Here is a 24,913-nt window from a genome sequence, read left to right as displayed (position 1 = left end):
AACGGTGCCGCCCAGGGCGCATTCCTCGAAACATGATGGATAGTAGAATCAGTCATTTTTCCTATAATTTACCATCAGCTCTAAATATTTGTCTATCCTGGACATCAGCTCTTCTTTGTCCTTGGAATCTTCGGCCTGCTCCAGAGCCAGCATCGTCACCTTTGCCCGCACGTTGGCCCTGAGGCATTTGAAGTAAAGGAATATCATGGCATCCTTCGGGGTATAATAATCCGGGGTTGCGGATTGGTAGGTAGTGAGGAACAGGTCAGACAGGTCCTTCTTCCCAAAAGCTTCCAGGTCCATACACATAAAAGCCACCTCATACAACACGTCAATCTGTCTGATTTTGTCATTGAACTCTATGCAGTCAAATACCACAGGTGGATCGGTTAGAAAAACATTCCCACTGTGCAGGTCGCCATGGACATCCCGCACAAACCCCTGTTCTACCCGGCGCTGGAATTCCGTTTGATGTGCGGACAAAAAGGAATCACTCCATGCGATCGCTTCTTTGACGGCATTCACACGATGGGTGCCCATTAGCTTTTTTACTGCCGCACAAGCATTACCTATATCATTGAATAAAGCCTTGGCTTCCTTTAATTCAAACCTATCTGAAATAACAGGAGCCTCCTGATGAAACCTGGCCACCTGTTTGGCCAACGAAACTATTTGATCTCCCCGGACTTTATTCCGGGAAAGCAGCTCATCCATCCTCAGCTCATTGTCCATCAGTTTCATCTGGACCGCAAAGTCGACCGTTTCCCCCCCATTTTCACCTATCCGCCATTTATCCCCTTTTTTTTCAATAGGAAAAACACCGCAATAGATATCCGAAAACCGGCTGTTGAGTTCCAGTTCACGGTAACAGAATTTTTTTCTGAGTGCCAATGTCGAAAAATCCAGGAAAGACAGCTTCAGCGGCTTTTTGATTTTAAAGGCAAACTCACCGGACAGAATCACCCAGGAAATATGGGTTTCCACCAGCTTTCCATCCAGCTTTTTATCCTCAAAGAAACCTTTTTCAGCCAATATTTCCGCGTCTTCCTTCTTCATTCCCTTTCCTGGATATATCCCGCCGCCTGATCAAGCATCCGGTCAATGTTGTCATTGGTGGACTGAAGCTTCAAATGGGGCCTGGAAATATTCTCGTATGCGGTCTTGAGCTTCCGGTACACTTCAAAATCAGCCTCACTGTCTTTCCTTTTCTTTCTAAGTCTTTCAATGATAAGATTTTCTTCAGCCCAAACCCAGACGATTGACACCTTCTTTTTGTGCTTGTCTGCCAGCTCAAAAAAAATTTTCCGATACGTTTCTTTTTGGAAAGTGGCATCCACAGCCACCGATTGGCTTTCTCCTAGCAGTTTATCCACCTTTTTTGCCATTTCTTCATATACCTGTTTACGGGTTTCATCAGCATACTGGCCCATCAGGTCCATTTTGCTGCGGACCTGATCACTGTTAAGGTATTCAACGCCCAGTTTCTGTGCCAATCTTTCCCCGAAATAGCTTTTTCCCGATCCGGGCAAGCCCATTACCATTATGATCATTTCTTTTTTTCTTTTTTGTCAGGAAGCAATTCTGTTGCTATCAACCTGTCCCAAATAACCGGGTCCACAGGGATGCCTTTTTCTAAATTTTCCCTCCTTTCCCGGAGGGACCGTTCGCCCGGATAACTTATTTCAGCGACTGCAAAGACTTTGGAAGACTTGATATCCTCCAGAACATCTTGTACATGTTGATCTACTTTTTCCTTATTCAATCCACATCGCTCCATATCCAAACAACAAAAAAACTGGGAAACACCGAATTCAATACCATTTTCACCAATCTGATGCGTGGCTTTCCCTTTTGAAAACACCGAGGCAATCATATCCAGCATCAATGATAAACCTGCCCCTTTCCACAGACCGGCCGGTAATGCCAATTGTAGCGCCAATACTTCTGCCGGGTTCTTGGTGAGCGCCCCCTTTTCATTGAAACCTGCCTCATAGGGCATAGAAGATTTTTTGTTGAGATAAGCGCTCATTTTGCCATAAGAATATTGGGTCATGGCCATGTCAAGGACCACCGCCTCATCTTTATAAGGCATCGCAATCACCAGGGGATTATTGCCCAATTTGGGCTCACTTCCACCCCAAGCGGGCATATTGGGAATCGTGTTGGTAAAACATATGCCTATACAGCCTGTTGAGGCGGCCTGCCATCCATAATTTCCTCCCCGCATCCAGTGGTTGGTGTTGTTTAATGCCACACAGCCCACACCGTTTTCTTTGGCCATTTTGATCGCGCGGTCCATGCAGAACTCAGCATGAAGCATTCCCGGTCCAAGGTGACCGTTCCATCTTTCGAATACCGGAATACCGAATTCCCTATCCGGTTCGGCATCTGGATTTATCCATCCATCCCTGACCATTTCCAAAAATTGAGGAAAACGGTTCAACCCATGAGAAGCCACACCGTCCAGGCTTGATTTGGCAAACAGCACGGCGCATTTTTGGGCCCGTTCAGGTGAAAAATCATGTTTTGCCAGGATTATGGCAAAGGTATTGATCATCTCTTGATAAGGTATTCTCATCGATTGGAGGTTTAAAAACAGAGACAGGGATATTTACTTTCCAATCTATGGGATTCTGACAGAAATTAAAAGCATTATTTACAAGGATAAATGAGCCAAAGTTTAGCAGGATCAGATATTAATTCACCGAAGGACTGAACAATAATTTTTTGAGATCAAATATTTTTTATATATTAAACCGTTTTTTAAAACTTTTTCTTATGATTAAATTTTTACTCATCCTTTTTGGCGCATATTCTTTTAGCTATGCGTTAATGACATCCGGATCAGAACCGGTGCCGTCGTATTCTATTTTGGAAAAGCACCAGAAGATCACATTGAATCCCGATTACAGTTATGTGACGGAAGTTTATCAAAAAACGCTCATCACCGATCCCAAAGGGCTGAATCATGGCCGCTTTGGCATCGTTATGGACCGGTTCACCACTGTCGGGGATTTTGAAGCCAAGTTGATTAACCCGCTGAACGGGAAAATCATCAAAAAATTAAGGCTGAAAGATCTGACCGACCGTGCCTTTATCAGCGATGAATCCCTGTACCAGGACACCCGGTTAAAGTATTTCAATGTGGAGACCAGCCTATTACCCTTACAGGTAGAAGTGTCTTATACAAAAAAGACTGCCGGCAATTTCCATTTTCCGGAATGGCAGCCACATTTTTTCCCTTTCCAAAAGGTGGACAGGGCTGTGCTTGAAATACATTATCCGGAAAAATTGGGCTTGAGGTACAAAACTCAAAATTTACCCGACCCTCTGACCGCGGAAACGGAAGCAGGATGGATGCACCTCAAATGGGAACTGGCAGAACAACCTCCGCTGTCGGATAAAGTGGACGGAAAGGATTTTTCAAAAGTAGCATTGGCTCCGGTAAGGTTTGCCATGGAGGGCTATGAAGGAAATATGGCCTCCTGGGAATCTTTGGGAAGGTGGTTCAATCTGCTTAACCAGGGAAAAGATGACCTGCCACAGGAAACCAAAACCTTTGTTCATGGGCTTGTAGAAGGCATTACGGATGATTATGAGAAAATCGATGTCATCTATAAATACGTGCAAAAGCATTTCAGATATGTCAGCATCCAGCTTGGAATCGGCGGATGGATGCCGACGCTATCCGCCGATGTAATGGCCAACAAATATGGGGATTGTAAAGCCTTGACCATGCTCATGAAGGCCATGCTAAAAGAGGCGGGGATTTCTTCTGACTACACTTTGGTCAAAGCCGGTGAAGACGCTGCACCCATTGATACTGACTTTCCTTACAACCAATTTAACCATGCCATCCTCAGGGTGCCGTTGGAAAACGATATAATTTGGATAGAATGCACCTCCAATTTACACCCGGCTGGATTTCTCGGTAAATTTACCGCAAACCGGGAGGTCCTTGTTCTGACCGAAGACGGCGGTATAATCGACAAAACCCCTTCCTATTCCGAGTCCAAATATCGTATCCATTCCGCTACCTATAACCTGAATATGATGGACAGCGGCAACGCGCACATTGAGGGCGAAAATTATTTCCAGGGTTTTCCGGCGGGAATTTACAGCTATATGATGTATGCCATGTCTGACAAGGAAAAGGTGGATTATCTCAACGGTCATCTTGGCGGGAAGGGGCTGTTGGTAAAGGATCATCACATAGAATTGGCGCAGCAAAGGGAAATCCCCTCGGCCAAAATTACTTACTCGGGAAATGTCCTGAGATTTTACCAGTCCACGGCAAAAAGGATACTGATCCCCCTTTCGTGGGCAAAATGGGAGATTAATTCCGAGCTTTCGGCTTCAGCGTGGTTTGAAGACCGTCTGAGGATCCAACACGCTGAAAGTTTAACTTGGGAAGAAGAACCGTTCGACCGGTCGGTGGAAGAGGATTATTTTTCACTGAGGATAGTTGCGTCGACCGTGGACGATGCTATTCTCATCCATAAGACCCTCCAGGTTAATTTTCCCGAAGACATCTCTTCCGAAGAGAAAGCCAATACCATTTCGAAAATAAATGACCTTTTGAATAAACAACTGACTTTTAAAAAATCCAATTAATCATGTGCTTTAAAATTTTACCTTTTTATGCCATTGCTGTTTTTATGGCTGGTCCGGTCCTTTCGCAGGACATGAAATTTGGCAAATACAGCGATGAGGAAATCAGACTTGAATCCGTTCCCTTTGAACCGGACGCGGACGCTGTGGTATTGGAAGAATATTGCAGCAACATTTTTATCAGGGCGTCGCTGAACAGCCAAATTCACAGAAGGATCAAGATCCTGAAAGAAAGCGGAAAGGACCACGGAAATGTGGTGCTTTCTTACTACAGGGGCAAAGATGGTGTGGAAAGTATCCAAAAACTAAAGGCCCAAATCGTAAACTTTGAAAATGGAGAAGAAAAAATCGTCAAACTTTCCAAAAATGATTTCTATGAAGTCGAAATGGATAACGGATGGAGAGAAATCAGGTTTACCTTTCCCGAAGTAAGAACGGGGTCAATTTTGGAATACCAGTATGTTAAAAACGACAACTCCATCATTTTCCTAGACGGGTGGGTTTTTCAAAACAAGGTTCCTACCTTAAAGTCTGCGTATTATATCGATATCCCTTCATACCTGGATTACAAAGTGGTCAGCCAAGGGATTAAGACTTTTCAGGCCAAATACAGGACTTCGGAAAGAGGTGTATACAAATGGGTCTTAGCTGACTTGCCATCTATCCGGTCGGAGCCCTTTATGAACCATTTTGTGGATTATCTGGAAAAGGTGGAATTTCAATTAGCCGGCTATGCATTCAGAAGTGCAGGGGGATCGGGTTATGAGCAGGATGGCTACACAAACGTGTTTAAAACCTGGCAGGATTTGGCCGATTTGATGATGAAAAGACCCGCCTTTGAAAGCTATCTTAACCCCAATAAGTCCCTTGTTTCCCAAATCAAACTGGAAGACACCGAAAACCTTTCCAAACTTGAATTGGCCCAAAAAATATATACGCATGTTGTTGAAAAATTTAAGTATGAAGGGAACGGGGGAATGATTCCCCTGCAAAACCTTAAAACCATTCTGGAAACCCGTCGTGGAAACAGAGCCGAAATCAACCTTTCCTTGTTGGCCCATCTTAAAGCCCACGATATAGAAGCCTACCCGCTGCTGATCAGTAGCAAGGGCAACGGCCGGTCCCAACTGGTCATGTTCCCTTTTGCCGACCAGTTCAACCAAATGATCCTGGTCGTCAATACCGGAGAGAGCCTGCATTTTGTGGATGGGGGGAATGAAGTTTTTCCCATGGGCTATCTTCCCTTGGGATTCCATGTAAAGGAAGGATTTGTGATGATGGGCAAAGACAGCGGGTTGATGGACGTAACCCATCATCACCGGTCGGGAATCAATCAATCTGTAAATATCCATTTTGATAAGGAAGGGATTCAATCTACAGAAACCACCATCAGGTTCTTGGACTATGACGCGATAGGTATCAAAAGGCCCCTGAATGAGGAAATACAGGAACAATTGGAAACCAAAATCGTCAAAGAAGAGACGGAGTCAAAGCTGGTTTTCGAAATTGAAAACAGAAATGAGGGTAGGGAGATACTGGATGTGAAAATCATGAGCAGCAAAGCTTTTGAAAACAAACAGACCGTTTTCCTCCACCCTTTCCAATATTTAAGGTGGAACGAAAATCCCTTTTCAGCAGACTCCAGATCCTTCCCGGTTGATTTCGACTACACTTTTAATGACCGCTTTTCAGCTAAGCTGCACCTGCCAAAAGGCTATGAACTGGATGACTTTCCCGAAGATATCGCGTTCTCGCTGCCAGGAGGTCAGATGGCTTTTTCATATAAAGTTTTCACCATGGAAGACATCGTCCATGTAAATGCAAATATATTGGTGAAAGAATCTATTGTTCCCGCGGAAATATACCCCAGTCTCAAAAATTTTATGGAAATTGTCACCAGCAAACTTAGGGAACCTGTAATCATTCAAAAATTATCCCCGCTTGCAACCGCTTCGGAGAGCAAGTGATCCTACTTTGAATGACATCATGAAAGTAAAGGAAGGTCTCCCGGGCCTTCCTTTTTAATTTTAGACCGATTACTATCTCAAAAACCTTTGTTATATCTTTACTGAAATTTTCAGTCCGTTTGAATATTGATTGCCATATCTTATGAACTATATCGTCTGCGAACACCCAGGAAAATTAAGCTTAAAAACCACATCCCCACCCTCACCCCGTCACAATGAAGTGGTGCTTAAAATAAAGCGGATCGGGGTATGCGGCACCGATCTCCATGCATTTGCCGGAAACCAGGCTTATTTTACCTATCCCCGGATATTGGGACACGAACTTGCAGCGGAAATTGAAGACCCTAACGGATTGGGCGCATTTGCAGCCGGGGAAAAAGTGGCCATCATCCCCTACCTCCACTGTGGAAGATGTCTTGCTTGCCGGTCCGGAAAAACGAATTGTTGTGCGAGCCTGAAGGTCCTTGGGGTTCATACCGATGGGGGAATGCAGGAAAGCATTGCCCTCCCTCAGGAGACAATTATCCCTACGCCACAACTTGAATGGGAAGATATGGCCATCATCGAACCCTTAGCTGTGGCAGCCCATGCGGTAAGGAGGGCTGATATCAAAAAAGGAGAAAAAGTACTCGTTATGGGATGTGGACCTATCGGACTGGCTATCATGGTTTTTGCCAAGCTGGCAGGAGCGGAAGTAACTGCTTTGGATATCAATGAGTGGAGATTGGGGCTGGCAAAATCAGCTTTTGGAGCAAGCCATATTGTCGATGCCAGTGGTGATGGGCTGGAAAAATTACAGGAACTGACCGGAGGAGATCTTTACCATACCGTGATTGATGCTACAGGAAACAAAACCGCGATGGAAAAGGGTCCTTCCTACATGGGACATGGCGGTAAATATATACTGGTGGGATTGTACAAAAGCAACCTGGAATTCAGTCATCCGGCTCTGCATGCCAAAGAAACATCCCTTCTATGCAGCAGGAATGCCACAAGGGAAGATTTCCAAAAGGTAACAGATATTCTTTCTGAGAAAAAATTTCCCGTTTCAGCTTATATCACGCATCAGGTACCTTTTGGGGAAATGACGGAAAATTTCCAATCATGGACCGATCCGGCAAATCAGTCGATCAAAGCCATGATTGTCCTTTAATCCTTGAAAGCATCCTTTCCCGTAATCACTTCGCTTTTTTTGGGAAATTAACTTTGTGATATTTAAAATAAATCGCTTAATTAAGGTGACAAGAGGTGAAATTATATACCTGAACCGCATAAACAAAAACGCTATTGTTATGGTCCGTTTGGTTTCGGTTGCATTTTTGATGCTTTCATTAACACACTGGATACCTTCAATGGGGCAAGTCCAGGAGAGGTATAATATTGTCAGCACAGACCAAGCTTATGTCATTAAACCGGAGAAAAGTAATGTGGCTCATCTGAATCTGGAAAGGATAGGGCTTAATTGTTCTACCCCGGCTTTGAGCAACGAATTAAGTTTTCAGAAAATCAAAAAGCATTTTGATGAGGAAAAGACCAGTATTTTCCGGGAAATAAAAATCCAGGCAAGGGTTTATTTCGATATCCAGGGCTATATTCAGGAGGTATATTTTATCAGCGAAAACGATCCGGAAAAATTCCAGCTGGATTATAATCAGATTGCCAACGTTATCAAAAGAAAGATCCAGGTCATGGAAAATGAAGACTGTGTCCCCAAAGAAGAGGGTAAATATATTGCCTGGTACATCCCATTATATGAGTTGTGATCAGCGTCGGGCAAACCCGGTCCCAAAAAATTGATCCTTTCAAAATAAGATGACAGGACAGGGAAAAGAAAGTATTCCATTCCATGTCCTGTAAAAACCTGTGGGTGTCCTTTATGACAGGCCCTTCGGACAATCAAGGGACTTTAAGCCTTCATCATCTCGCCCCTCTTAATGGCATATCTTTCCATTCGGAAGCCGGGGGTACTTTATAGTAGTCTTCAAGGTTATGCAATTCCGATTTTAACGAATCCACCAAGCCCGCATAATTTGGATCGTCAATCAGGTTATGGATTTCATGCGGGTCCTTCTCCAGATCGTAAAACTACCAGGCATCGATATCATTGTAAAAGTGAATCAGTTTGTGCTGCGGGGTCCTGATTCCATAGTGCCTTTTCACCATATGAAATCGAGCATGACGGAATCGTCACACGGAGGCATGATTATCACACATGTGAGATTCCATATGACAATTAAGGAACAATTATAAACATATGAAAAGCCGGATATTCGTAGTAATGATAATACAAGGCTGTTCTCCAATCATCTACAGATCCATTTTCCAATAGGGGATGGAGGGACTCCCCCTGCATGTCTTCAGGAATGGGCACCTCCGCGTAATGAAGGAAGGTGGGGGCAAAATCCAGGTTTTGTACCGGTTCAGTGGAGACTGATCCTGGTTTGATTTTTTCCGGGTAGCGAATGAGCAAGGGCGTTTTGATTCTTCATACATAAACCGCTTATCAAACCAACCATGCTCTCCCAGGTAAAATCCCTGGTCAGAAGTATAAACCACTATGGTATTTTCTTCCAAACCGGCGGCTTTCAGGTAATCCAATACTTCCCCCATACCTTCATCCACGGCCGCGATGGTTCCCATATAATCACTTAAATAACGCTGCAATTTCCACAGTGCTTCCGCTTTACCGGAGAGGTTTTGATCATGAAAATCACCATTCTTTGGCCGGTAGGCATTGTTCCATTGCTCCTTTTGCTCGGCTGTCATTCTGTCAAACCGACATGATGAAAATGATATTGGGCCTTTTCGCGTCCTGTTGTATGTCACCACTGCTACAGGCCACCAGCCCCATGCTGATGGACCATAGAGTTGCGACAATAAGCTGTTTTACTGATCTCTGCATTAACTGTTTATTTAATCTTTATTCGCTCCCTGGGTCTGTTCTATTCCTTTTAAAGAAACATACGGTGGGGAAAATACCCACTCGGGTACTTTATATTGTTTACGTAAATTCACCAACCCCTCTTCCATTCTTTTAATTTCTGCCTCGTAGGATTTGTCCCCATAAGCGTTGTACAATTCATTGGGATCATTTTCCAAATCATAAAATTCCCAAGTGTCATCTGTATAAAAATGAATGAGCTTGTACCTTTTATCCCTTATGCCGTCATGTCGGCCTACCACATGCTGCCCATGGTCATAATAATGATAATATACCGCCTCTCTCCAGTCCGGAACGCTTTTATCTTCCACCACAGGTTTAAAAGATTTTCCCTGCATGTCCGTCGGGATTTCTATTCCTGCCATATCCAAAAATGTTGGGGCATAGTCGATGTTCTGAACCATATCCTGAACCCTCGTGCCTGGTTTGATCTTATCAGGCCATCGAATCAGCAAAGGCATATTTATGGCACCTTCATACATCAGCCTTTTTTCTGCATAACCATGCTCACCGGTAAAATAATCCTGATCAGAACAGTAGATCACGATCGTGTTGTTTTTGAGTTCCTCGTCTGCATCCAGCCAATCAAGAATCCTTCCCACGTTCTCATCAATGGCATCCACACATCTTAGATAGTCCTTGATGAAACGTTGATAGGCGTATTTTTTCATGCTGTCCCCTCTCAGTAACCCCTCTTCTTTCATTTTCTGGAATTCCCGATTTTGGGGATCAATCACCTCGTGGTAAGCTTTGAGTTGCTCATCTGACATCCTGGCCAAATAGATGTTTTCCTTCTTGGGATCATATGTCCCGTATTGAGGCAGTGGCCTGTGTTCCCTGATATGGAAATTGACATCAGTAGCGTAATGGGAACGTGTGGCAAAATCATCAAAAAAGGTCTCCGGTTCAGGTATGGTATCATCCATATATTTATTCAGTAGCCTTAATGGCGGCATTCTGGGAACATGGGTAGATTTATATTGGACCAACATCAGAAATGGCTCTTCTTCATTTCTCGACTCCTTTAACCATTGCAACGCGTCATCCGTTACCAGATCCGTGGAATATCCTTCTACCGTTTCAGTTCCTTTGCCTTTCGTGAAAAACTCAGGGTTATAATAAAAACCCTGTTTCCCTGCCCCTGTTAGGATTTTATATTCATCAAACTCGTCCGCCGGTTTGCTGTTAAGGTGCCACTTTCCGAAAAGGACAGATTGATAGCCTGCGTCTTTCAGTAGCCGCGGAAAGACCACCTGGGTACTGTCCCAAGGGGCGCCATTGCCGGTGACGCCGTTCATATGGCTGTGTTTTCCTGTAAGGATAGTTGCCCTGCTTGGCCCACAAATTGAATTTCCACAGAAGCTGTTCAGAAAAACCGCGCCCTCTTCCGCCAGCCGGTCTATATTTGGAGTATGGTTAATTGCCCCTTCATAGGCGCTGATCGTCCGGCTGGCATGATCATCTGCCATAATGAATATAATGTTGGGTCTTTTAGGAACGGATTTCTCCTCCTTTGAGCAGGCAGTCATCAAAATTGTCCATGCAATAAGGGGAAAAAAACCCAACCAGGTAGGCAGTAATTTTTTATTAGCTAATCTCATAGTTAATTGTTTACTGAGGTAGTTTGTTAAAGGCGAAAAACCATTTTTACTTGGTATCTTGTAGTTTTTCAGTCCGTTTTTCTACAACCTGAAGTTCAGGAAGATGGCTGACAGGTTTATCCAGATAGAAATATGCTGTGGATGACCAATCGTCCTTCCGGTAAAAATTGGTCCAGCCAGGCGGAAAATCCTCATCGTGAATATCCAAAGGAGGATCCTGGTCCAATAAGCTGATCTGGTTGGGTGCGTCTCCAGCGGTCACCGGAATTAACTCGGCCCCTTTCTCAAGGAGTTGGATTACTTTTTCTTTTTGTGCGCCACCCATTCTTTGGATGGTCACCTGAATGTCTTCATAAAAATAGACGGGATCCGGGATGTGGTACCTGTAAAAGGTGTACAGACCTTTCTCCTTATCCACAATTAGTGAGCCCTGAAAACGATTGGCAAAAGTCCCCTGTTCCCAGGCAGAACCTATATAATCTTCGGTTCCGGTCCCTATCAGTGTAGGCAAATCCCTGTCACCATCCAGGTACATTTTCACTTCTCCCTCACCCCACCAGGTATCTTCGTATACCGGATCTGTTATCACTCCTATGTTGGTTCCCAAAAACCTCCCGGTTCCAAGCACTTTGGGAAGGATTTCATAATCTTTGCCCAGAGCTCCCTGCGGTTCCCGGTTCCAATACGCATGAAAATACAAAAGGTCTTCACCTGCTTCATCCAGTTTCACAAAATTAATGTCATAGAACAACAGTAATAAGTCCTTTTCCGATTCGTTGGTGATGGCGATCCGCGCGCCAGATTTGAAGGGCATGGGAATAAAACAGTTGAATGATCGTCCTTCGGGATCAGAAAACAAATCATTTTCAAACTTCACCCTTCTTCCTAAGCCTACGCCAAAGAAGTCCCCGAGGGGAACGGAAACCGCAGGCTTTTCTTCGCCATCCCAGTACATATCCATCCTCAGCGAACGCAGCATTTCAGGGTTACGGGCATTGATCGTCAGCCAGATTCTATGGATGATTCCGGCGCCTTCAACATCCAATAAAGTGACTGTTTCTCCAGCATTTACCTGGTCATAGGCATGGCCTTTGGCACCTTTGTTTTCCTTACCGCCGGCCCCTTTCTCTCCTTCCGGGTTTTCGAAGCTCGTCCAACGGGTATTTACTCCTTCTGGTTTCTTATACCATTCCTGGGCGCTGGATGATGCCATTATCATTACAAATGACATCATGAAAAGCAATTCCCTTCCATAAGATTTATAGGTCGTTTTCATATGATTATAATTTTTCCATCTAACAAACGTAAGGTAGCTATCGGGGCTATCAGGGCTATCGGGGCATTCCTCTGTGTGTTCTGCCAGCTGACGGATCATGCTTGGTTTCATGTGCATTGGGGTTAAATTTAAATAACGTTCCTTCCCCTACTTCGAACCAGTGGCAGAGGAGAAGGAATCATATCTGTTTTGTAATAATTTAACGGCCGAATTTTATGATCCGCATGCTTCTTCGCTCATTGTTAAATCTTTGACCGCATTTCCCATCAGTCATACCCAGGGTTTTGCTCCAAGGCGCGATTGGTGACGTTGATATCAATCTGGTGAGATATAAGAATATACCTCGTAACTCAATTCACTCCAGGCATTTTCTCTGGGAAATGGAAAACCGGGAAACAATTCCTGTCCGTCCGGAATGTACCTGACCCTCAGCCTCAACTCAGATTTGTCCTTTGTATATCTTGCCGGGATCAGAAACTCGTCATCCCGAAAACGCCTGTTGGAAGTTTTGGTTCTGTGTAAACGCTTCTCCAGCTCTCCTCCGGGATCAGAATACAAGCAGGTATTGGAACCGGCCAAATACCATATCCCTACTTTTTCCCACTCCTCCTCCCCTATATCTTCGGGTTTCTTTCCCGCTGGGCCAATGTAAATTTCCGCAGTCTGATTCGGAAAACCATAATCCAATGTTCTTCTTAATAAGGCTCCTTTATTATTGGGTGCGAGTTGGATGTTGAACTCGGAGCCCTTCCGGGTGTAGCGGCCGTATTTTATCTGTTCAGGATAAATATCCTTCCCTCTTTTTTTATCGTATCCCTGGATTTTGTCAGGATTCATTCCCCATGTTCTTTCAGGAAAAAAATCTATGCCCCACTCGTACCTGGAACGGATGGTGTCCACTTCAGAGGCATCCGGAGCATAGTATTGATGTGCATGCTCGCTATCGGTATTCCCAATATCAATTTCATCCGTTTTTATGAGTGTTGCCATGGGTAACCCATACCAATACGTTACTGTTTCATAATGTTCTGAGGATAAATTCTCTCCACCATGTTCAAACCGGATCACCGCCCGCCGGCCAAAAGGCATCAAATCTGCGATGAGGAACCTGTAAGCAGATTGGATCATATCCCTTTCGTTTTTTGCTTCCTGTCGGTCAGGAGCTCCACAGGGGTGTCCTGCCAGGGGTAAAGTCATATTTCTCCCTCCCCAATAGTCACCTCCCCCACCCCATTCTTCCGTACCGGTTCCATAGGCTTGAGGGGTTTGGCTGTCGTCGAAAAAAAACCTGGGATCGCCTTCCAGCGTACCCAAAAAATTATCATGGGAAAATATAAAAGAGGTCCCTACAAAACTTCCAGACCATTCATCGTGCCCCTCTACCCCTTTGGTGTCCAAAAACACAAGGTCCTCTCCCAGTTCGGGGTCCGGCATATCCATATAGGTGGCATGTAAATAACTACTGATACTATCGGGAACAGCACTTTTTTCATAACGTATTTCATAGGCAATCTCCGTATCATCAGGTACGATGTCGGTGATTTCAATTTTAGCTGAGCGGAAAAAAGGCATGGGGTAATAACACGCAAGTTCCACCTGCTGGTTTTTATAATCAAAGCGGATATTGATGGGAAACCCCTTTACCAGATATTCCTTTTCATCGCGGTTATAGAAGGTCCCGGCGCCAAAAAACAAACATAAAGGAGCATCAATCGATGGGAAATCGGCCTCATCCCAAGTCACTTTTAATCTCATGCGCTCCAAATCAAGCGATTTATCCAAAGGCAAACTGAATTTTAAAGCCCGTATGGTGGAAGATGGTGATTTTATTACCGCTATTTCTTTGCTAGGCTTGTCCAATTGTACCTTCCCATGGACTTTGTAGATATCATCCGGAGCTATATCTGTTCCGGCCCTGCCAAGCAATTCCACCACTTCCTGCTTCGCCGGCTCATTGATATCCCATGATTCTATTTTTTGGGTCAAACCTTCTTCATTGGCGTACAGATGATAAATATAATATCCCGTACCATAACGGGTGCGGGAATAGGCAATTCGGAAGGAATCCGTAAATGACATGGGTGTCCAGATGAGGTCAGCTCCTTTGGTAGTACTCCAGGTCCAGGCCAAAGGCTCAGGGAATGGATCCTTGGGGATAAACGCTGTATTCTGAAGCTTGTTTTTGGCATGTATCGGGTCTGAAGTCCCCGTTTCCCGGACCAGGTTATCTTTACCGTCCACGATAAAATGCCAGGGACTTCCATGCCAGTGATTGGCCCTAAAGAAATAAAGTATCCCTTTTCCTTTTACATCCAACGTAACATTATGGTCCTCTTCGTTGGCAAAGAGAAAATGGCTGGCATCTGCAGATTGATTTCCACCTTCCCTGTCATAGGTACTCCGCATATAGGCACGCACACCTGTCCGCTGCTGGGGCAATTTATCCCACATCAAATAGGCATCCCATCCGATCGGAATAGGATGTTTTTTTTCTGTTGACTGGCCTGAGGAGAGATCGGGATAGATGGATAGGATAATGAGAATAATAACCCCATTAACCCAATTAATGAGCCCCTTTTTCTCCGCAGTCAAATCAATTTTTTTATTTCTACCAAACATGTTAAAATTAGGTAATACCTGCTGATTGAAATTTAATAAAGGCCTATTTCCCCATAGTAGGTCCTTCTGTATTTACTAGCTGGGGGATTCTCTCGCCGACCGGGGGCAGTTGGGGAAAAGGTTTATGAGGTTCTGTCTGGTACCAATAAGCCACGGTATAATAATTATCAGACCTATGGTTGGCATGGCCAGATTCTATGGTTACCTTAATGTCTTTTTCAAACACCACGGGGGATTCGCTGTGAAAACGATAAACTGTCCACTGGGCTCCCCTGTCATCTCCCCCGTTTCTGGGATTGCCGTATTCACTATAATCAAACTCTGGTTTTGAATGCCCAAAAGGGTTGATACCACAACCTCCATAGCACCAGGCTCCCAGATAATAATCCTCTGCTCCCGTGCCATGGATTTGAGGCTTTTCCGCCCCGTCGATAAAAATCATTTCGTCTCCTTCACCCCACCAATCTCCCTGGTTCTGGATAAGGCTGTGCATCACTCCTATATAGTGGCCCTGTCCCTCTGCCTCCAAAATCACATAATTGTCCTCTCCTGTTTTGTTCTGTTTGCCGTTGATATGGGGGTCACTGTTCCGGTTCCAGTCATTTGTCCAACCGTTGGTCGGTACTGCCTGCCGAAACTGGGCATGAAAATAGGCCGTGTTTTCGGGCAAGACTTCATGTTTTTCCCAATCGATGTTGTAATAAAACGCGTTGATTTCCTGCTCACCTTCATTGGTAACCGTAATTTTGGCCGATTGCTTAAAAGGCATCGGAAAGGCCGAATTCAGCGCCCTCTGTGAACCAACGGACAAGTATTTTGATTCAAACAAGTAATATTTACCCAGGCCCAGGCCAAAAAAATCCCCTATGGGTGCCTCCACACTGGGCTGGTCCTCTCCATCCCAATACATTCTCAATACTATCTTTTTTAAATGACCCGGCTCATTGCTGGCAATGGTGACCCATATGTGCTTTATAATTCCCGGTCCGGTTACCTCACCGATCACCCTGGTTTCTTCCGGTTTGATCTTATCTTTCCAGTTTCCGTCATCATTGGCCCCGGTTGTGTCATAACTGGAAATCCTCTGTGAGGAGTAGTCCCTCAAAAGCCAGATATCACGTTCGTATTGATGCTGTTGGGCATATAAGCTCCCGGTACCGGACCAAGCCCAGCCCAGTAAAATCCAAATTACAATGCAGGTTCTCATAAGCAGGTTATTTTTGAGTTTATTTATTAAATGTGTACAGTTAAGTTTATCATTAAATAGAAGTTTCAGTCAACCTTTCTTCATATCTGGCTTTTTTTATCCACTTCTCTTCCATTAGGGCATAAATAATGATCATGACAAAACAAAACAGGGGTACATAATAGGCTATATATATGCTTCCTGTGAGATCAGAAACCTGTCCTTGCACAGAAGTCATTACAGCTCCTCCCAGTATGGCCATAATCAGACCTGAGCCTCCTATTTTGGTGTCTTCACCTAACTCCTGGAGTCCGAGACCGTAGATGGTAGGAAACATCAGAGACATGAATCCTGATATCATAATCAATGCGCCAACAGCCACCATCCCCTGACCGTAGATCACGAATAAAGTACAGATGGTCGCGGCAAAGGCAGAAAAAAGCAAAAGCAATCTGGGGCTGAAATATTTCATCAGGGCAGTAAATACAAACCGGCTGCCCGCAAAAAGGAGCAGGGCAAGGAGATAGTAGGAAGATGCCTCGTCTTCGTTCACTTGCAATTCCTGCATGACATAACGGATGGTAAAAGACCATACGCCTATCTGCGCCCCTACATAGAAAAACTGGGCAACGACAGCTCCTACATAATGGGGTTTTCTTATTAATCTCCCTACTGAACCTTTAAGATCCAGATGATGGGATTTGTCCCTACCCATCGGCATTTTGATGAAGATGATCAAAATCCATAGCATCATCAGAAAAAAAGCCACACCTACATAGGGACCCATCACGGCAGTGAGTTCTTCAGACTGTATGGTCTTGAGCTGTTCTGCATCCATACCCGCCCGCTCTTGCTCGCCTATTAGGTTAAGCTTAGAAAGAATAAATATCTTGCTCAACAATACTCCGGAAATAGAGCCAATGGGGTTGAAAGACTGGGCCAGATTCAATCTTCTGGTGCCGGTACTTTTTGGTCCCATGGCGATGATATAGGGATTTGCCACGGTTTCAAGTATGGACAAGCCTCCGGCAAGAACAAATAAAGCTGTTAGAAAATGTCCATATACCATGGTGATACTGGCAGGATAAAATGAGAGCGCGCCAATGATGAACATCCCCAATCCCAGCAAAACACCGGTTTTGTAACTGTACTTCTTAATAACGATAGCCGCGGGAAGCGCCAAAAGGAAGTAGGCCCCATAAAATGCCAGTTGTATCCACGAGGTCTGAAAATCCGACATGCTCATGATCCGCTTAAACGCGGCGAGCAAAGTATCCGTCATGTTATTTGCCAAACCCCATAGAAAGAAAAGACTGGTGATCACGATAAAGGGGAAAACTATACCAGGTCGGATTAAGGGTTCTTTCTCTAAAATTTCATTATTCATGGATTAGATTATTTACGGGATAGCAATGAGCCATGGATGGCATAAATCAGGATTTAATCAGCTGAAGCGGTTGGCTTTTTTAAAGTTCTGTATATTTTATATCATCCATATCATAAAAGGATTTCAAAGCAAATGCCTCAATGGGAGGTCTGCGCCCCGGAAATACTTTTTCATATCTGACATATTCAGACCTGCCTGACAGGCATATTTAATCTGCAATTTTCTCCTGCACTTACCCAATGCCAGGACTAAAACACCGTTCTTATTTCTTCCAAAGAAACACCTAAATTTCTTAAAGAAATTCTGTTAAGCACTTCTTTATCACCTACAAAATGAAACACACTGTGCCTGTGTCTCAACTTTTCTCCAGGTTTGAGAAAGGCAGCAGGTGATACACTCTCCAACTCGTAAAAAGGTCCCATTTGGCTTCCGTCCTCCAAAGGCCCGTCATTGTATGCGTTGACCGCATCACCCTGAAGGGGATCATTGGCTGTTGTCCACTCCTGATTAAGATAAACAGCGTCAGGATCCACGTCAAATACAGTCAGCGTGAGTACGTTATCCGCTGCGTCAAAACTCCCCGCAACCGGTTTAGCCCGCTCCGGACCCATCCCAAGTTTTCCCCTATGTTTGCCATCCGCTTTGAAAAACAATACCCCGTTATGGTATGCGATCCGGTCCTGGGGGATTTCACCAAAGTAATCTGTTGTAGCCACCTTCGTTTCCCCTGTTTCATGATACGGAATGACAATGGTTGTGTGCGGTGACGGTGTGAACATGTCCAAAATCCAAATGCACGGAGCACCTGACGCTTTTGTCCACGCGTTGCCACCGATATTGGTGATGGTGTTGTCCGTTTCATAAGCCACGACCTGGATGGGATCATCTTCCAACTCAATGTCCAGCATTTCCTGTATTTCATGAATTTCAAGAATACGGACATCCCGGTTGATTCTTATGTTAAATTCCGTACCCAAATAATTGGGAAAAACACCTTCCTTTTGCATGGATACGTGTTGGGGGGTTTGGGAAACGGCTTCCCAACTTTCATAATCTACGGCAGGAGGCGTGACCCAATTCTCAAATTCCATCTTATCCCCGGGACCAAAAAAGACAGAATACTGGCCCCCTTCCGGCCCGAGCCACAACCTGTTCTCGCCCCCATACGCATTCATATGAGGGTCGAGGGGCTGGTCAAAGGCTTCATAGTTAATCCAGCCAAAACTTTTCCCATCAAGGCCATCAGCGGAAGAGGTAAACACCTTGCCTTGGTATTTAGGAGAAACGGCCACCTTGGCATTCCCTACCGTACTTTCGAGCAATATCAGGCTATCATCCTTTTCCAGAAGAAACTTCAAATCATATCCAAAAGTACCATGGTTATAACCGTCCAAGTCTGTGCTTCCTCCTTTGTCCTTATGGCAGGCAGACATGAGAAAAACCACCATCGGCATGATTAACCAACTAATTCTTGTCATCATATTTAAGATCGGTGCCACAGGTTTATATAACATTGTAGTTCCAATATATTTAAAATTGTTAAAACCAGGTCATTGTCGTATACATTTTGACATGGCTGCAAGCAGTCGCCTAATTGACTTCCAGCTCATTTGCGGAAGGCAACTTCGGAAATGGAGCATGAGGCTCCCGCTGGTACCAGTACACGACAGAGCTGATATCGGACTGTTGAGGCAAATACCTGTGGTTACTTCTCCACCCTAAGTCCTGGATGGTGACTTTAAGCTCTTTTTCAAAGCGTATTGGATCCTGGATATGCCATCTGTATAAACCAAACCGCTGCTGGGAATTATAAAGTCCGTCCGGACGGATAACCTGATGAAGTCCGGCATATGCCGTTGAAAACTCCTCATATTGATGGGTTTTCCTGTTTTCAAAATTATAAGAACCCAAAAAATAGTCTTCCGTACCTGTTCCGGCTATGGTTGGGAATTCCTTGTCCCCATCCATATAAAATTTGATCTCCCCTTCGCCCCACCAACCTTTGTTGTTTACTTGCCAAGCCATAAATGTTCCTACATAATGGCCCTTTCCTTTTATACCGTCAACCAAAGTATGCAGAGAACCCTTGGTAGGGTTACTGCGTCGGAACTGTGCATGAAAGTAGGCTGCATCGTCGGGAACTTCTGTGAGGGTGTAGTCAATTTGATAATACAGCGTCATTTGATTCGCTCCGATATTTTCCATAGTGATCCTGCATTTTTTTCTAAATGGCATGACCCAGTAGGAATTGAATGCACTGCCCGGATTTACCGAAACAGGAAGGGAGTTCAAATGCGCATATTCCTGCCAGCCCATTCCAAAAAAATCGCCAACGGGTACCTCCACAGAAGGTGTCTCTTCATCATCCCAATAAAAACGCAAAATCGAAAACCTCCAGTGGCCGGTAGGTGTCATCCAAATATGTTGTATGGCCCCAGAGCCATCGATCTCAGCCAAAGTAAATGTTTCCCCCGGCTCTATCCTCACAAAAGGATTGACCTTCCATCCCTGGCCCAATTCCCTGGCCACATTACCTGCATTTCCTTCTTCCAAAGAAGCCATGGCTCCTTTTCCGGGTTCTCCCGTAAAATTTTCAGGACTGATTGATCTGGTCTTAGCATCGGATAGTCGGTATAAATTCCCCATTCCAACATCCAATCCGTTGAATTTTTCCTGTGCATGCAGCGGGACCATCACTACCGTTAAAAGTATCGTAAAGACACCTATCAACTTTTTCATAATTGTTTTTAGTTTATTATTATTTTTTACTTTAAGATAAATTTCAGGACATCACAAATTAATCGATTAACTTACATTTATTATCGGGACAATCCCGCGTACAGTTTTCCCTTTTAGAAAAACCCGGGAATGAGCGAAAGCCCGTGCCCTCCAATCTATGGCACAAACACTAATCTCTCAACAGGCACCCTATCAGAATCAAAAGTATACTTAATCGATTAACAAACAAAGCATGATTCCAACTATCGTGTTCCCATTTTTTCAGACGTCCATATGTTTTTCTAAACGGGTACAAGAATCCCGGACGATCAGCTCGGCTTCCAGGGAAGTCCGGCTGTAACCTTTATTTTTTCGGCTTATTTGGTCTATTAATATATTTACCGCAGCAGTACCTAATTCAACCAACGGTTGCTTGACATAGGTCAAAGGGCAATAGTAAAAATCAAACGCCTCCCCCTGATCAAAACAAACGACCCCCACATCATCCGGAACTTTCAGCTTCAGCCGGTCAATATGCTTCAAACCATGGACGGCTAAGGTATTGGTGGCGAAGAACAAGGCGCTTACCTCTTTTCTCTTGCTTACCAACTGGTCGATAGCGGCTTCCACTTCCTTTTTGGCATTGGCATAACTTACTTCCTTCATCCAGGTTTTCTTAAAATTAAGACCATGATCCAAAACAGCCCGTTTATAGCCCCTTACCCTCTCCCGCATATGAAAAAGCCCCTGGCTGTAGGATATCACCCCAATGCTGGAATGGCCCGTGTCAATCAGCCTGCTGACTGCATCATAGGCTGCTTGATAATTATTGATCACCACGTAGCTCGTCTCCAGTTCGGGAAAATACCTGTCTATCAGAACAAAAGGTATATTCTGTGCCTTTAGCTGTTCTATTTGATCGATGGATTTTTCAGTCGGTGCAATAATAAAACCGTCCACCTGTCTGTTGCTCAAAAATCTTATCAAATCCCTGGATTTGTCTTCACTTTCATCCGAACTCCCAAAAATCACCGTGTAATCCCGCTTTTTGGCTTCATCCTCAATTATTCTGGCAATATTAGCAAAAAATGGATTGGAGATATCCGCGACAATCAGTCCTATGGTAAATGTTCTGCCACTCTTTAGACTCTTTGCGATCTGATTAGGTTGGTAGTTCAGTTCCTTAGCCACCTTTTTGATTTTGGCAGCCATCTTCGGGCTGACCCGGTTCTCCTCCCCTTTGCTCAAAACATAAGAGATGGTGGCCGTAGATACTCCAACGATTTCGGCAATATCTTTTAGTGAAACTTTCTTTTTCATGAGAGATTTTAAAATAGTAGACTTTTTAATTAAATCTACAAAAATATCCGTCAATTGACTATTTTATTTATTCAAAATAGTCTCGTTTTTTAAATATTATTTGTTCTCCCGGATATAAAACATTATTTTTTTATTTAAGTATCGTTCGAAGTACTTCTGTTATTGTTAAAAGCCACTGCAAAGTGAGGGTTCTAACCCCCAGCATCACTTTTGTTTATTGCTGATGGGTTGATTCAATGTTTCCAGGAGCAGACGCTTTAGTTCACCGGCTATTTCCGGGTGTTCATTATACAGATTGCGTTTTTGGGTGGGATCTGCATCCAGATCATATAGCTGGGCGGGAGCTGCATCCTTCTTGATTTCCCCATTCACGACATCACTATTAACCTGTCCGGTAAATACATGTGCCGCTGCTCCGCCAAAGGAATGGGAACCTACTTCCTGGCCCGGGAACCCTCCTTCTCCCTGGTCTGAAATGTACATCCATTTACCCTTCCTGATGGCCAGATGGGACTTTCTGGATGGGCTGATCACCAAATGATCCCTTATTGGCTCCTCCGAAGATAAAGTCAAGGCCGGCAACATATTGTAACTATCCGGCCCCTCCTCCGGCTTCAGTTCCTTACCTGTGAGTGCCGCAAGCGTTGCCAACATATCTATATTCGAAATCAGCTGGTCTGATTGGGTCCCGGCAGGGGTCTTGCCAGGCCATCTTACGATGAAAGGAACCCGGTGTCCTCCTTCCCATGCCCCAAACTTAAACCCCAGGAGATCCCCGTTGATTTTATGGCCTGCTTCCCATGCGGTTTGCCCCCCTCTGTTCAGCATCCCGCCATTATCACTGGTGAATATGACCAATGTGTTGTCGGCGAGTCCGGATTCATCCAAAAAATCCAAAAGCTCACCTACCATCCAATCCAATTCATGAATAAAGTCCCCATAGGCGCCTGCCTCACTGGTGCCGATAAACTGGGGTGCAGAAGTAAAAGGATGATGTATCTGAGTGGGTGCGAAATAAAGGAAAAACGGAGCATCTTTCTTTTTCTGCACCCATGCTATTGCCTTGTCCTTCAGCGTGGTGCCTGCCTCCCTGTCTTTATACAGCCGGTGAGCCTCTTCTGCGCCCCCAATGGCATTCAGGTCAAATTTTTCGTCAAATTCCCTTGTTTTCGCCCTTTTGCCATACTCAAAGGGATCATCCCCGCTCAGCCCAAGTACTTTATGGTTTTCCACATAAACAAAGGGTGGATGGCTGTTCAAAACAGGAACCCCAAAATAGTAATCAAAACCCAACTCCAATGGCCCCGGCTTAAGCTCATTGTTCCAATTGACGGGGTATTCATTCCCAAACCCCAAATGCCATTTACCCACAATAGCCGTTTCATACCCTGCACCCTTCATCAGTTTTCCTATGGTCATCTGCGCTGTATCGATTACCAAAGTATCTTTTAAAAAAACCGGATACCAAAAGTCCTTTCTGGCAGGATATTGCCCCGTCAGCAAAGCGTACCTGGAAGGTGAACATACAGCAGAAGCCGAATGTGCGTCCATAAATTTGCAACCTTCGTCGGCCAATCGGTCAAGGTTTGGTGTCCTCACTTTGGTAGCTCCATATGTACCCACATCACCATAGCCCAGGTCATCTACCTGTATAATAATGACATTGGGTTTATCACCGTCATTTTTGTCGAAAACAGGACGGTTGAAAGAACACAACACGATTAAATAAGCCAGACACAACAATCCATGCAGGTTATGTTTCTTAAAATTTCTCATCTTTCTGGTTTTTATTACTTATGATAATGCGTTTGAAGTTATTAAAATAGCGGCTTTATTTAATAAGACTAATATCCGTCATTTTGAATCAGGTTGGGATTGGCATCCATTTCGACTTGCGGAATGGGATAAAGCACATGATGTGGACTGGCCGGCATTCCCCGGGAAAGAGCTGACGCTATAAACCTTCCATGACGGATCAAATCCTGCCTCCGTAACGCTTCAGTATGGAATTCCCTTCCCCTCTCCGCCAATATAAAATCGCGCAAATCGGACTGGTCGGTAAAATCCGCCAGGGAAACAGGGGATACCCTGGCCGCTTGCCTGACCTCATTAATCAGGGAAATGGATTCCTCATTAGGCCCCGATAATTCATTCAGTGCTTCCGCCCGGGACAACAGGATGTCTGCATACCTTAACAAAGGAAAGTCATTGCTGCTTACATCCCCGACCCCATTGGGATCTTCTGGGTATTTAAAGCTCCTTGCATCATCGGTTCCCAATACCACCGTATTGCCTGCTTGATTTGTGTATTCAAACAAAAAAGCAGCCAACCGTTGGTCATCAGGTTCGAAAGTATCAATAAAATCAGAGTAGATTTTGAACTGAGCGGCGAAATTTACCTTAGGCGGAAACTGAAACCTGTAACCTGGAGGAGCCGCGTGACTGAGATAGGTGTTTCCGATAGCGCTATGTGCAATAAAAGGTACAGCGAATAGAAACTCCTTGTTGCCCTCATTCCCCAAAGCAAAAAGATCCGCCCTGTGATTCCCCATGAATATTTCATAGTCATTGCTCTCAATAATTTCCTGGGCCGTCGCTGCGGCTTCCTGCCATTTCCGGTTGTTCAGGTAAAATTTGCATAAAAAACCCAATGCGGCTCCTTTTGTGGCCCGGGGATATTGCGCCTGGGTTGCAGGAAGGATGGCACTAACGTCTCTTAATTCATCTTCTATAAACTTTTGGAATTCTTCTGCTAAAGCCCGTTCAGGTCTATCATCTACTGATGTCAAACTGCTGACAATCAAAGGTGTCGGACCAAAAAGATCATAGAGGTAAAAGTAATTAAATGCACGCAAAAACCTTGCTTCTGCCAGGATCTGGCGTTTCCTTTCCTCATCCATTTCAATATCCGGCACATAATCCAGAATGGTATTGGTTCTGTATATGGCTGAATAATAACGGGCCCACAAACCCTGTAGCCATGGATGCGTTGAGTCCCAGGTAAAATTCTCAACCGGATGGATGAAGGTACTGATCGCCCCCTCACGCTGAAGTGCTAAATCAGTGTTGAATTCTCCAAATGTGAGGTAATCGCGGGCCAGATCACGGTAACCTTGTGAATTGGCATATGCCGCGTTCAGAATGGATTCCGCATCCTCTTGGTTATTGAAAAAGTTGCTGGGCGCCAATTCCCCAAAAACTTCTTCTTCCAATAAATCACTACAGGCATATAGTGAGGAAACCAATAATATGATGGTGATTGTATAAAGATTTTTCATCTCTCTGAT

Annotated in this window: 19 protein-coding genes and 2 pseudogenes; 4 read left to right on the top strand and 17 right to left on the bottom strand. The window is 44.5% G+C overall.

What is annotated here, in order from left to right; all coding sequences use genetic code 11:
* Window positions 1–48: 48 nt before the first annotated feature.
* The 3 genes from ACFPFU_RS12680 to yiaK are packed head-to-tail and all read right to left on the bottom strand — an operon-like array spanning window position 49 to window position 2,578.
* Window positions 49–1,056 carry a phosphotransferase gene (locus tag ACFPFU_RS12680; protein WP_377065031.1) on the bottom strand — a complete coding sequence of 336 codons (1,008 nt, stop codon included), beginning with the start codon at window positions 1,054–1,056 and terminating at the stop codon, window positions 49–51.
* Window positions 1,053–1,550, bottom strand: coding sequence for a P-loop nucleotide/nucleoside kinase family protein (locus tag ACFPFU_RS12675; protein WP_377065030.1), 498 nt, complete (start codon window positions 1,548–1,550; stop codon window positions 1,053–1,055). The genes ACFPFU_RS12680 and ACFPFU_RS12675 overlap by 4 nt, the downstream gene beginning before the upstream one ends.
* On the bottom strand, window positions 1,547–2,578 hold the full coding sequence (gene yiaK / locus ACFPFU_RS12670; RefSeq protein WP_377065028.1) for a 3-dehydro-L-gulonate 2-dehydrogenase: 1,032 nt from the start codon (window positions 2,576–2,578) through the stop codon (window positions 1,547–1,549). Before yiaK ends, ACFPFU_RS12675 begins: the two co-directional genes overlap by 4 nt.
* A gap of 200 nt (window positions 2,579–2,778) precedes the next feature.
* On the opposite strand from yiaK, the gene ACFPFU_RS12665 reads away from it, so the two are divergent.
* From ACFPFU_RS12665 to ACFPFU_RS12650, 4 genes are all read left to right on the top strand, one after another.
* A complete protein-coding gene (locus tag ACFPFU_RS12665) occupies window positions 2,779–4,614 on the top strand; it encodes a DUF3857 domain-containing transglutaminase family protein (RefSeq protein ID WP_377065026.1) in 1,836 nt (611 codons plus the stop codon).
* Between the two features lie 2 nt (window positions 4,615–4,616).
* Complete coding sequence (locus ACFPFU_RS12660; protein ID WP_377065025.1) at window positions 4,617–6,578, top strand: DUF3857 domain-containing protein; 1,962 nt, start codon at window positions 4,617–4,619, stop codon at window positions 6,576–6,578.
* A gap of 142 nt (window positions 6,579–6,720) precedes the next feature.
* Entirely contained in the window at window positions 6,721–7,731 is a 1,011-nt protein-coding gene (locus ACFPFU_RS12655) for a zinc-binding alcohol dehydrogenase family protein (protein ID WP_377065023.1), read from the top strand.
* Between the two features lie 139 nt (window positions 7,732–7,870).
* Window positions 7,871–8,341 (top strand): hypothetical protein, encoded by a 471-nt coding sequence (locus tag ACFPFU_RS12650; RefSeq protein WP_377065021.1) that lies wholly within the window; start codon window positions 7,871–7,873, stop codon window positions 8,339–8,341.
* Window positions 8,342–8,663: 322 nt separating this feature from the next.
* Here the strand turns inward: ACFPFU_RS12650 and ACFPFU_RS25700 are convergent.
* The 14 genes and pseudogenes from ACFPFU_RS25700 to ACFPFU_RS12580 form a co-directional block, all read right to left on the bottom strand.
* Window positions 8,664–8,750: pseudogene (locus ACFPFU_RS25700) on the bottom strand (sulfatase/phosphatase domain-containing protein); the annotation flags it as partial.
* A 61-nt stretch (window positions 8,751–8,811) separates the two neighbouring features.
* Window positions 8,812–9,048: a sulfatase/phosphatase domain-containing protein gene (locus tag ACFPFU_RS12640; RefSeq protein ID WP_377065019.1), complete on the bottom strand. Its 237-nt coding sequence runs from the start codon at window positions 9,046–9,048 to the stop codon at window positions 8,812–8,814.
* A 62-nt stretch (window positions 9,049–9,110) separates the two neighbouring features.
* A pseudogene (locus tag ACFPFU_RS12635) lies at window positions 9,111–9,344 on the bottom strand (sulfatase-like hydrolase/transferase); the annotation flags it as partial.
* A gap of 4 nt (window positions 9,345–9,348) precedes the next feature.
* Complete coding sequence (locus ACFPFU_RS12630) at window positions 9,349–9,480, bottom strand: hypothetical protein (RefSeq protein ID WP_377065017.1); 132 nt, start codon at window positions 9,478–9,480, stop codon at window positions 9,349–9,351.
* Between the two features lie 11 nt (window positions 9,481–9,491).
* Window positions 9,492–11,120, bottom strand: a complete 1,629-nt coding sequence (locus tag ACFPFU_RS12625; RefSeq protein WP_377065015.1) for a sulfatase family protein — start codon at window positions 11,118–11,120, stop codon at window positions 9,492–9,494.
* 46 nt (window positions 11,121–11,166) lie between these two features.
* Window positions 11,167–12,396, bottom strand: a complete 1,230-nt coding sequence (locus tag ACFPFU_RS12620; RefSeq protein WP_377065013.1) for a glycoside hydrolase family 172 protein — start codon at window positions 12,394–12,396, stop codon at window positions 11,167–11,169.
* A 315-nt stretch (window positions 12,397–12,711) separates the two neighbouring features.
* The gene (locus ACFPFU_RS12615; protein WP_377065011.1) at window positions 12,712–15,015 is read right to left on the bottom strand and encodes a DUF2961 domain-containing protein; all 2,304 of its coding nucleotides are present in this window, start codon (window positions 15,013–15,015) and stop codon (window positions 12,712–12,714) included.
* 43 nt (window positions 15,016–15,058) lie between these two features.
* On the bottom strand, window positions 15,059–16,222 hold the full coding sequence (locus tag ACFPFU_RS12610) for a glycoside hydrolase family 172 protein (protein ID WP_377065009.1): 1,164 nt from the start codon (window positions 16,220–16,222) through the stop codon (window positions 15,059–15,061).
* A 52-nt stretch (window positions 16,223–16,274) separates the two neighbouring features.
* Complete coding sequence (gene fucP, locus ACFPFU_RS12605) at window positions 16,275–17,588, bottom strand: L-fucose:H+ symporter permease (RefSeq protein WP_377065007.1); 1,314 nt, start codon at window positions 17,586–17,588, stop codon at window positions 16,275–16,277.
* 248 nt (window positions 17,589–17,836) lie between these two features.
* A complete protein-coding gene (locus tag ACFPFU_RS12600; RefSeq protein WP_377065005.1) occupies window positions 17,837–19,069 on the bottom strand; it encodes a DUF6786 family protein in 1,233 nt (410 codons plus the stop codon).
* A 109-nt stretch (window positions 19,070–19,178) separates the two neighbouring features.
* Complete coding sequence (locus ACFPFU_RS12595; protein WP_377065003.1) at window positions 19,179–20,327, bottom strand: glycoside hydrolase family 172 protein; 1,149 nt, start codon at window positions 20,325–20,327, stop codon at window positions 19,179–19,181.
* A 261-nt stretch (window positions 20,328–20,588) separates the two neighbouring features.
* The gene (locus tag ACFPFU_RS12590) at window positions 20,589–21,626 is read right to left on the bottom strand and encodes a LacI family DNA-binding transcriptional regulator (RefSeq protein WP_377065001.1); all 1,038 of its coding nucleotides are present in this window, start codon (window positions 21,624–21,626) and stop codon (window positions 20,589–20,591) included.
* A gap of 204 nt (window positions 21,627–21,830) precedes the next feature.
* Window positions 21,831–23,402, bottom strand: coding sequence for a sulfatase family protein (locus ACFPFU_RS12585; RefSeq protein ID WP_377064999.1), 1,572 nt, complete (start codon window positions 23,400–23,402; stop codon window positions 21,831–21,833).
* 68 nt (window positions 23,403–23,470) lie between these two features.
* On the bottom strand, window positions 23,471–24,904 hold the full coding sequence (locus tag ACFPFU_RS12580; protein ID WP_377064997.1) for a RagB/SusD family nutrient uptake outer membrane protein: 1,434 nt from the start codon (window positions 24,902–24,904) through the stop codon (window positions 23,471–23,473).
* Window positions 24,905–24,913 lie beyond the last annotated feature (9 nt).

Origin of the sequence: Negadavirga shengliensis, from assembly GCF_042652345.1 — a bacterium.
Classification (GTDB): domain Bacteria; phylum Bacteroidota; class Bacteroidia; order Cytophagales; family Cyclobacteriaceae; genus Negadavirga; species Negadavirga shengliensis.
This window is presented reverse-complemented; position numbering and strand designations above follow the sequence as displayed.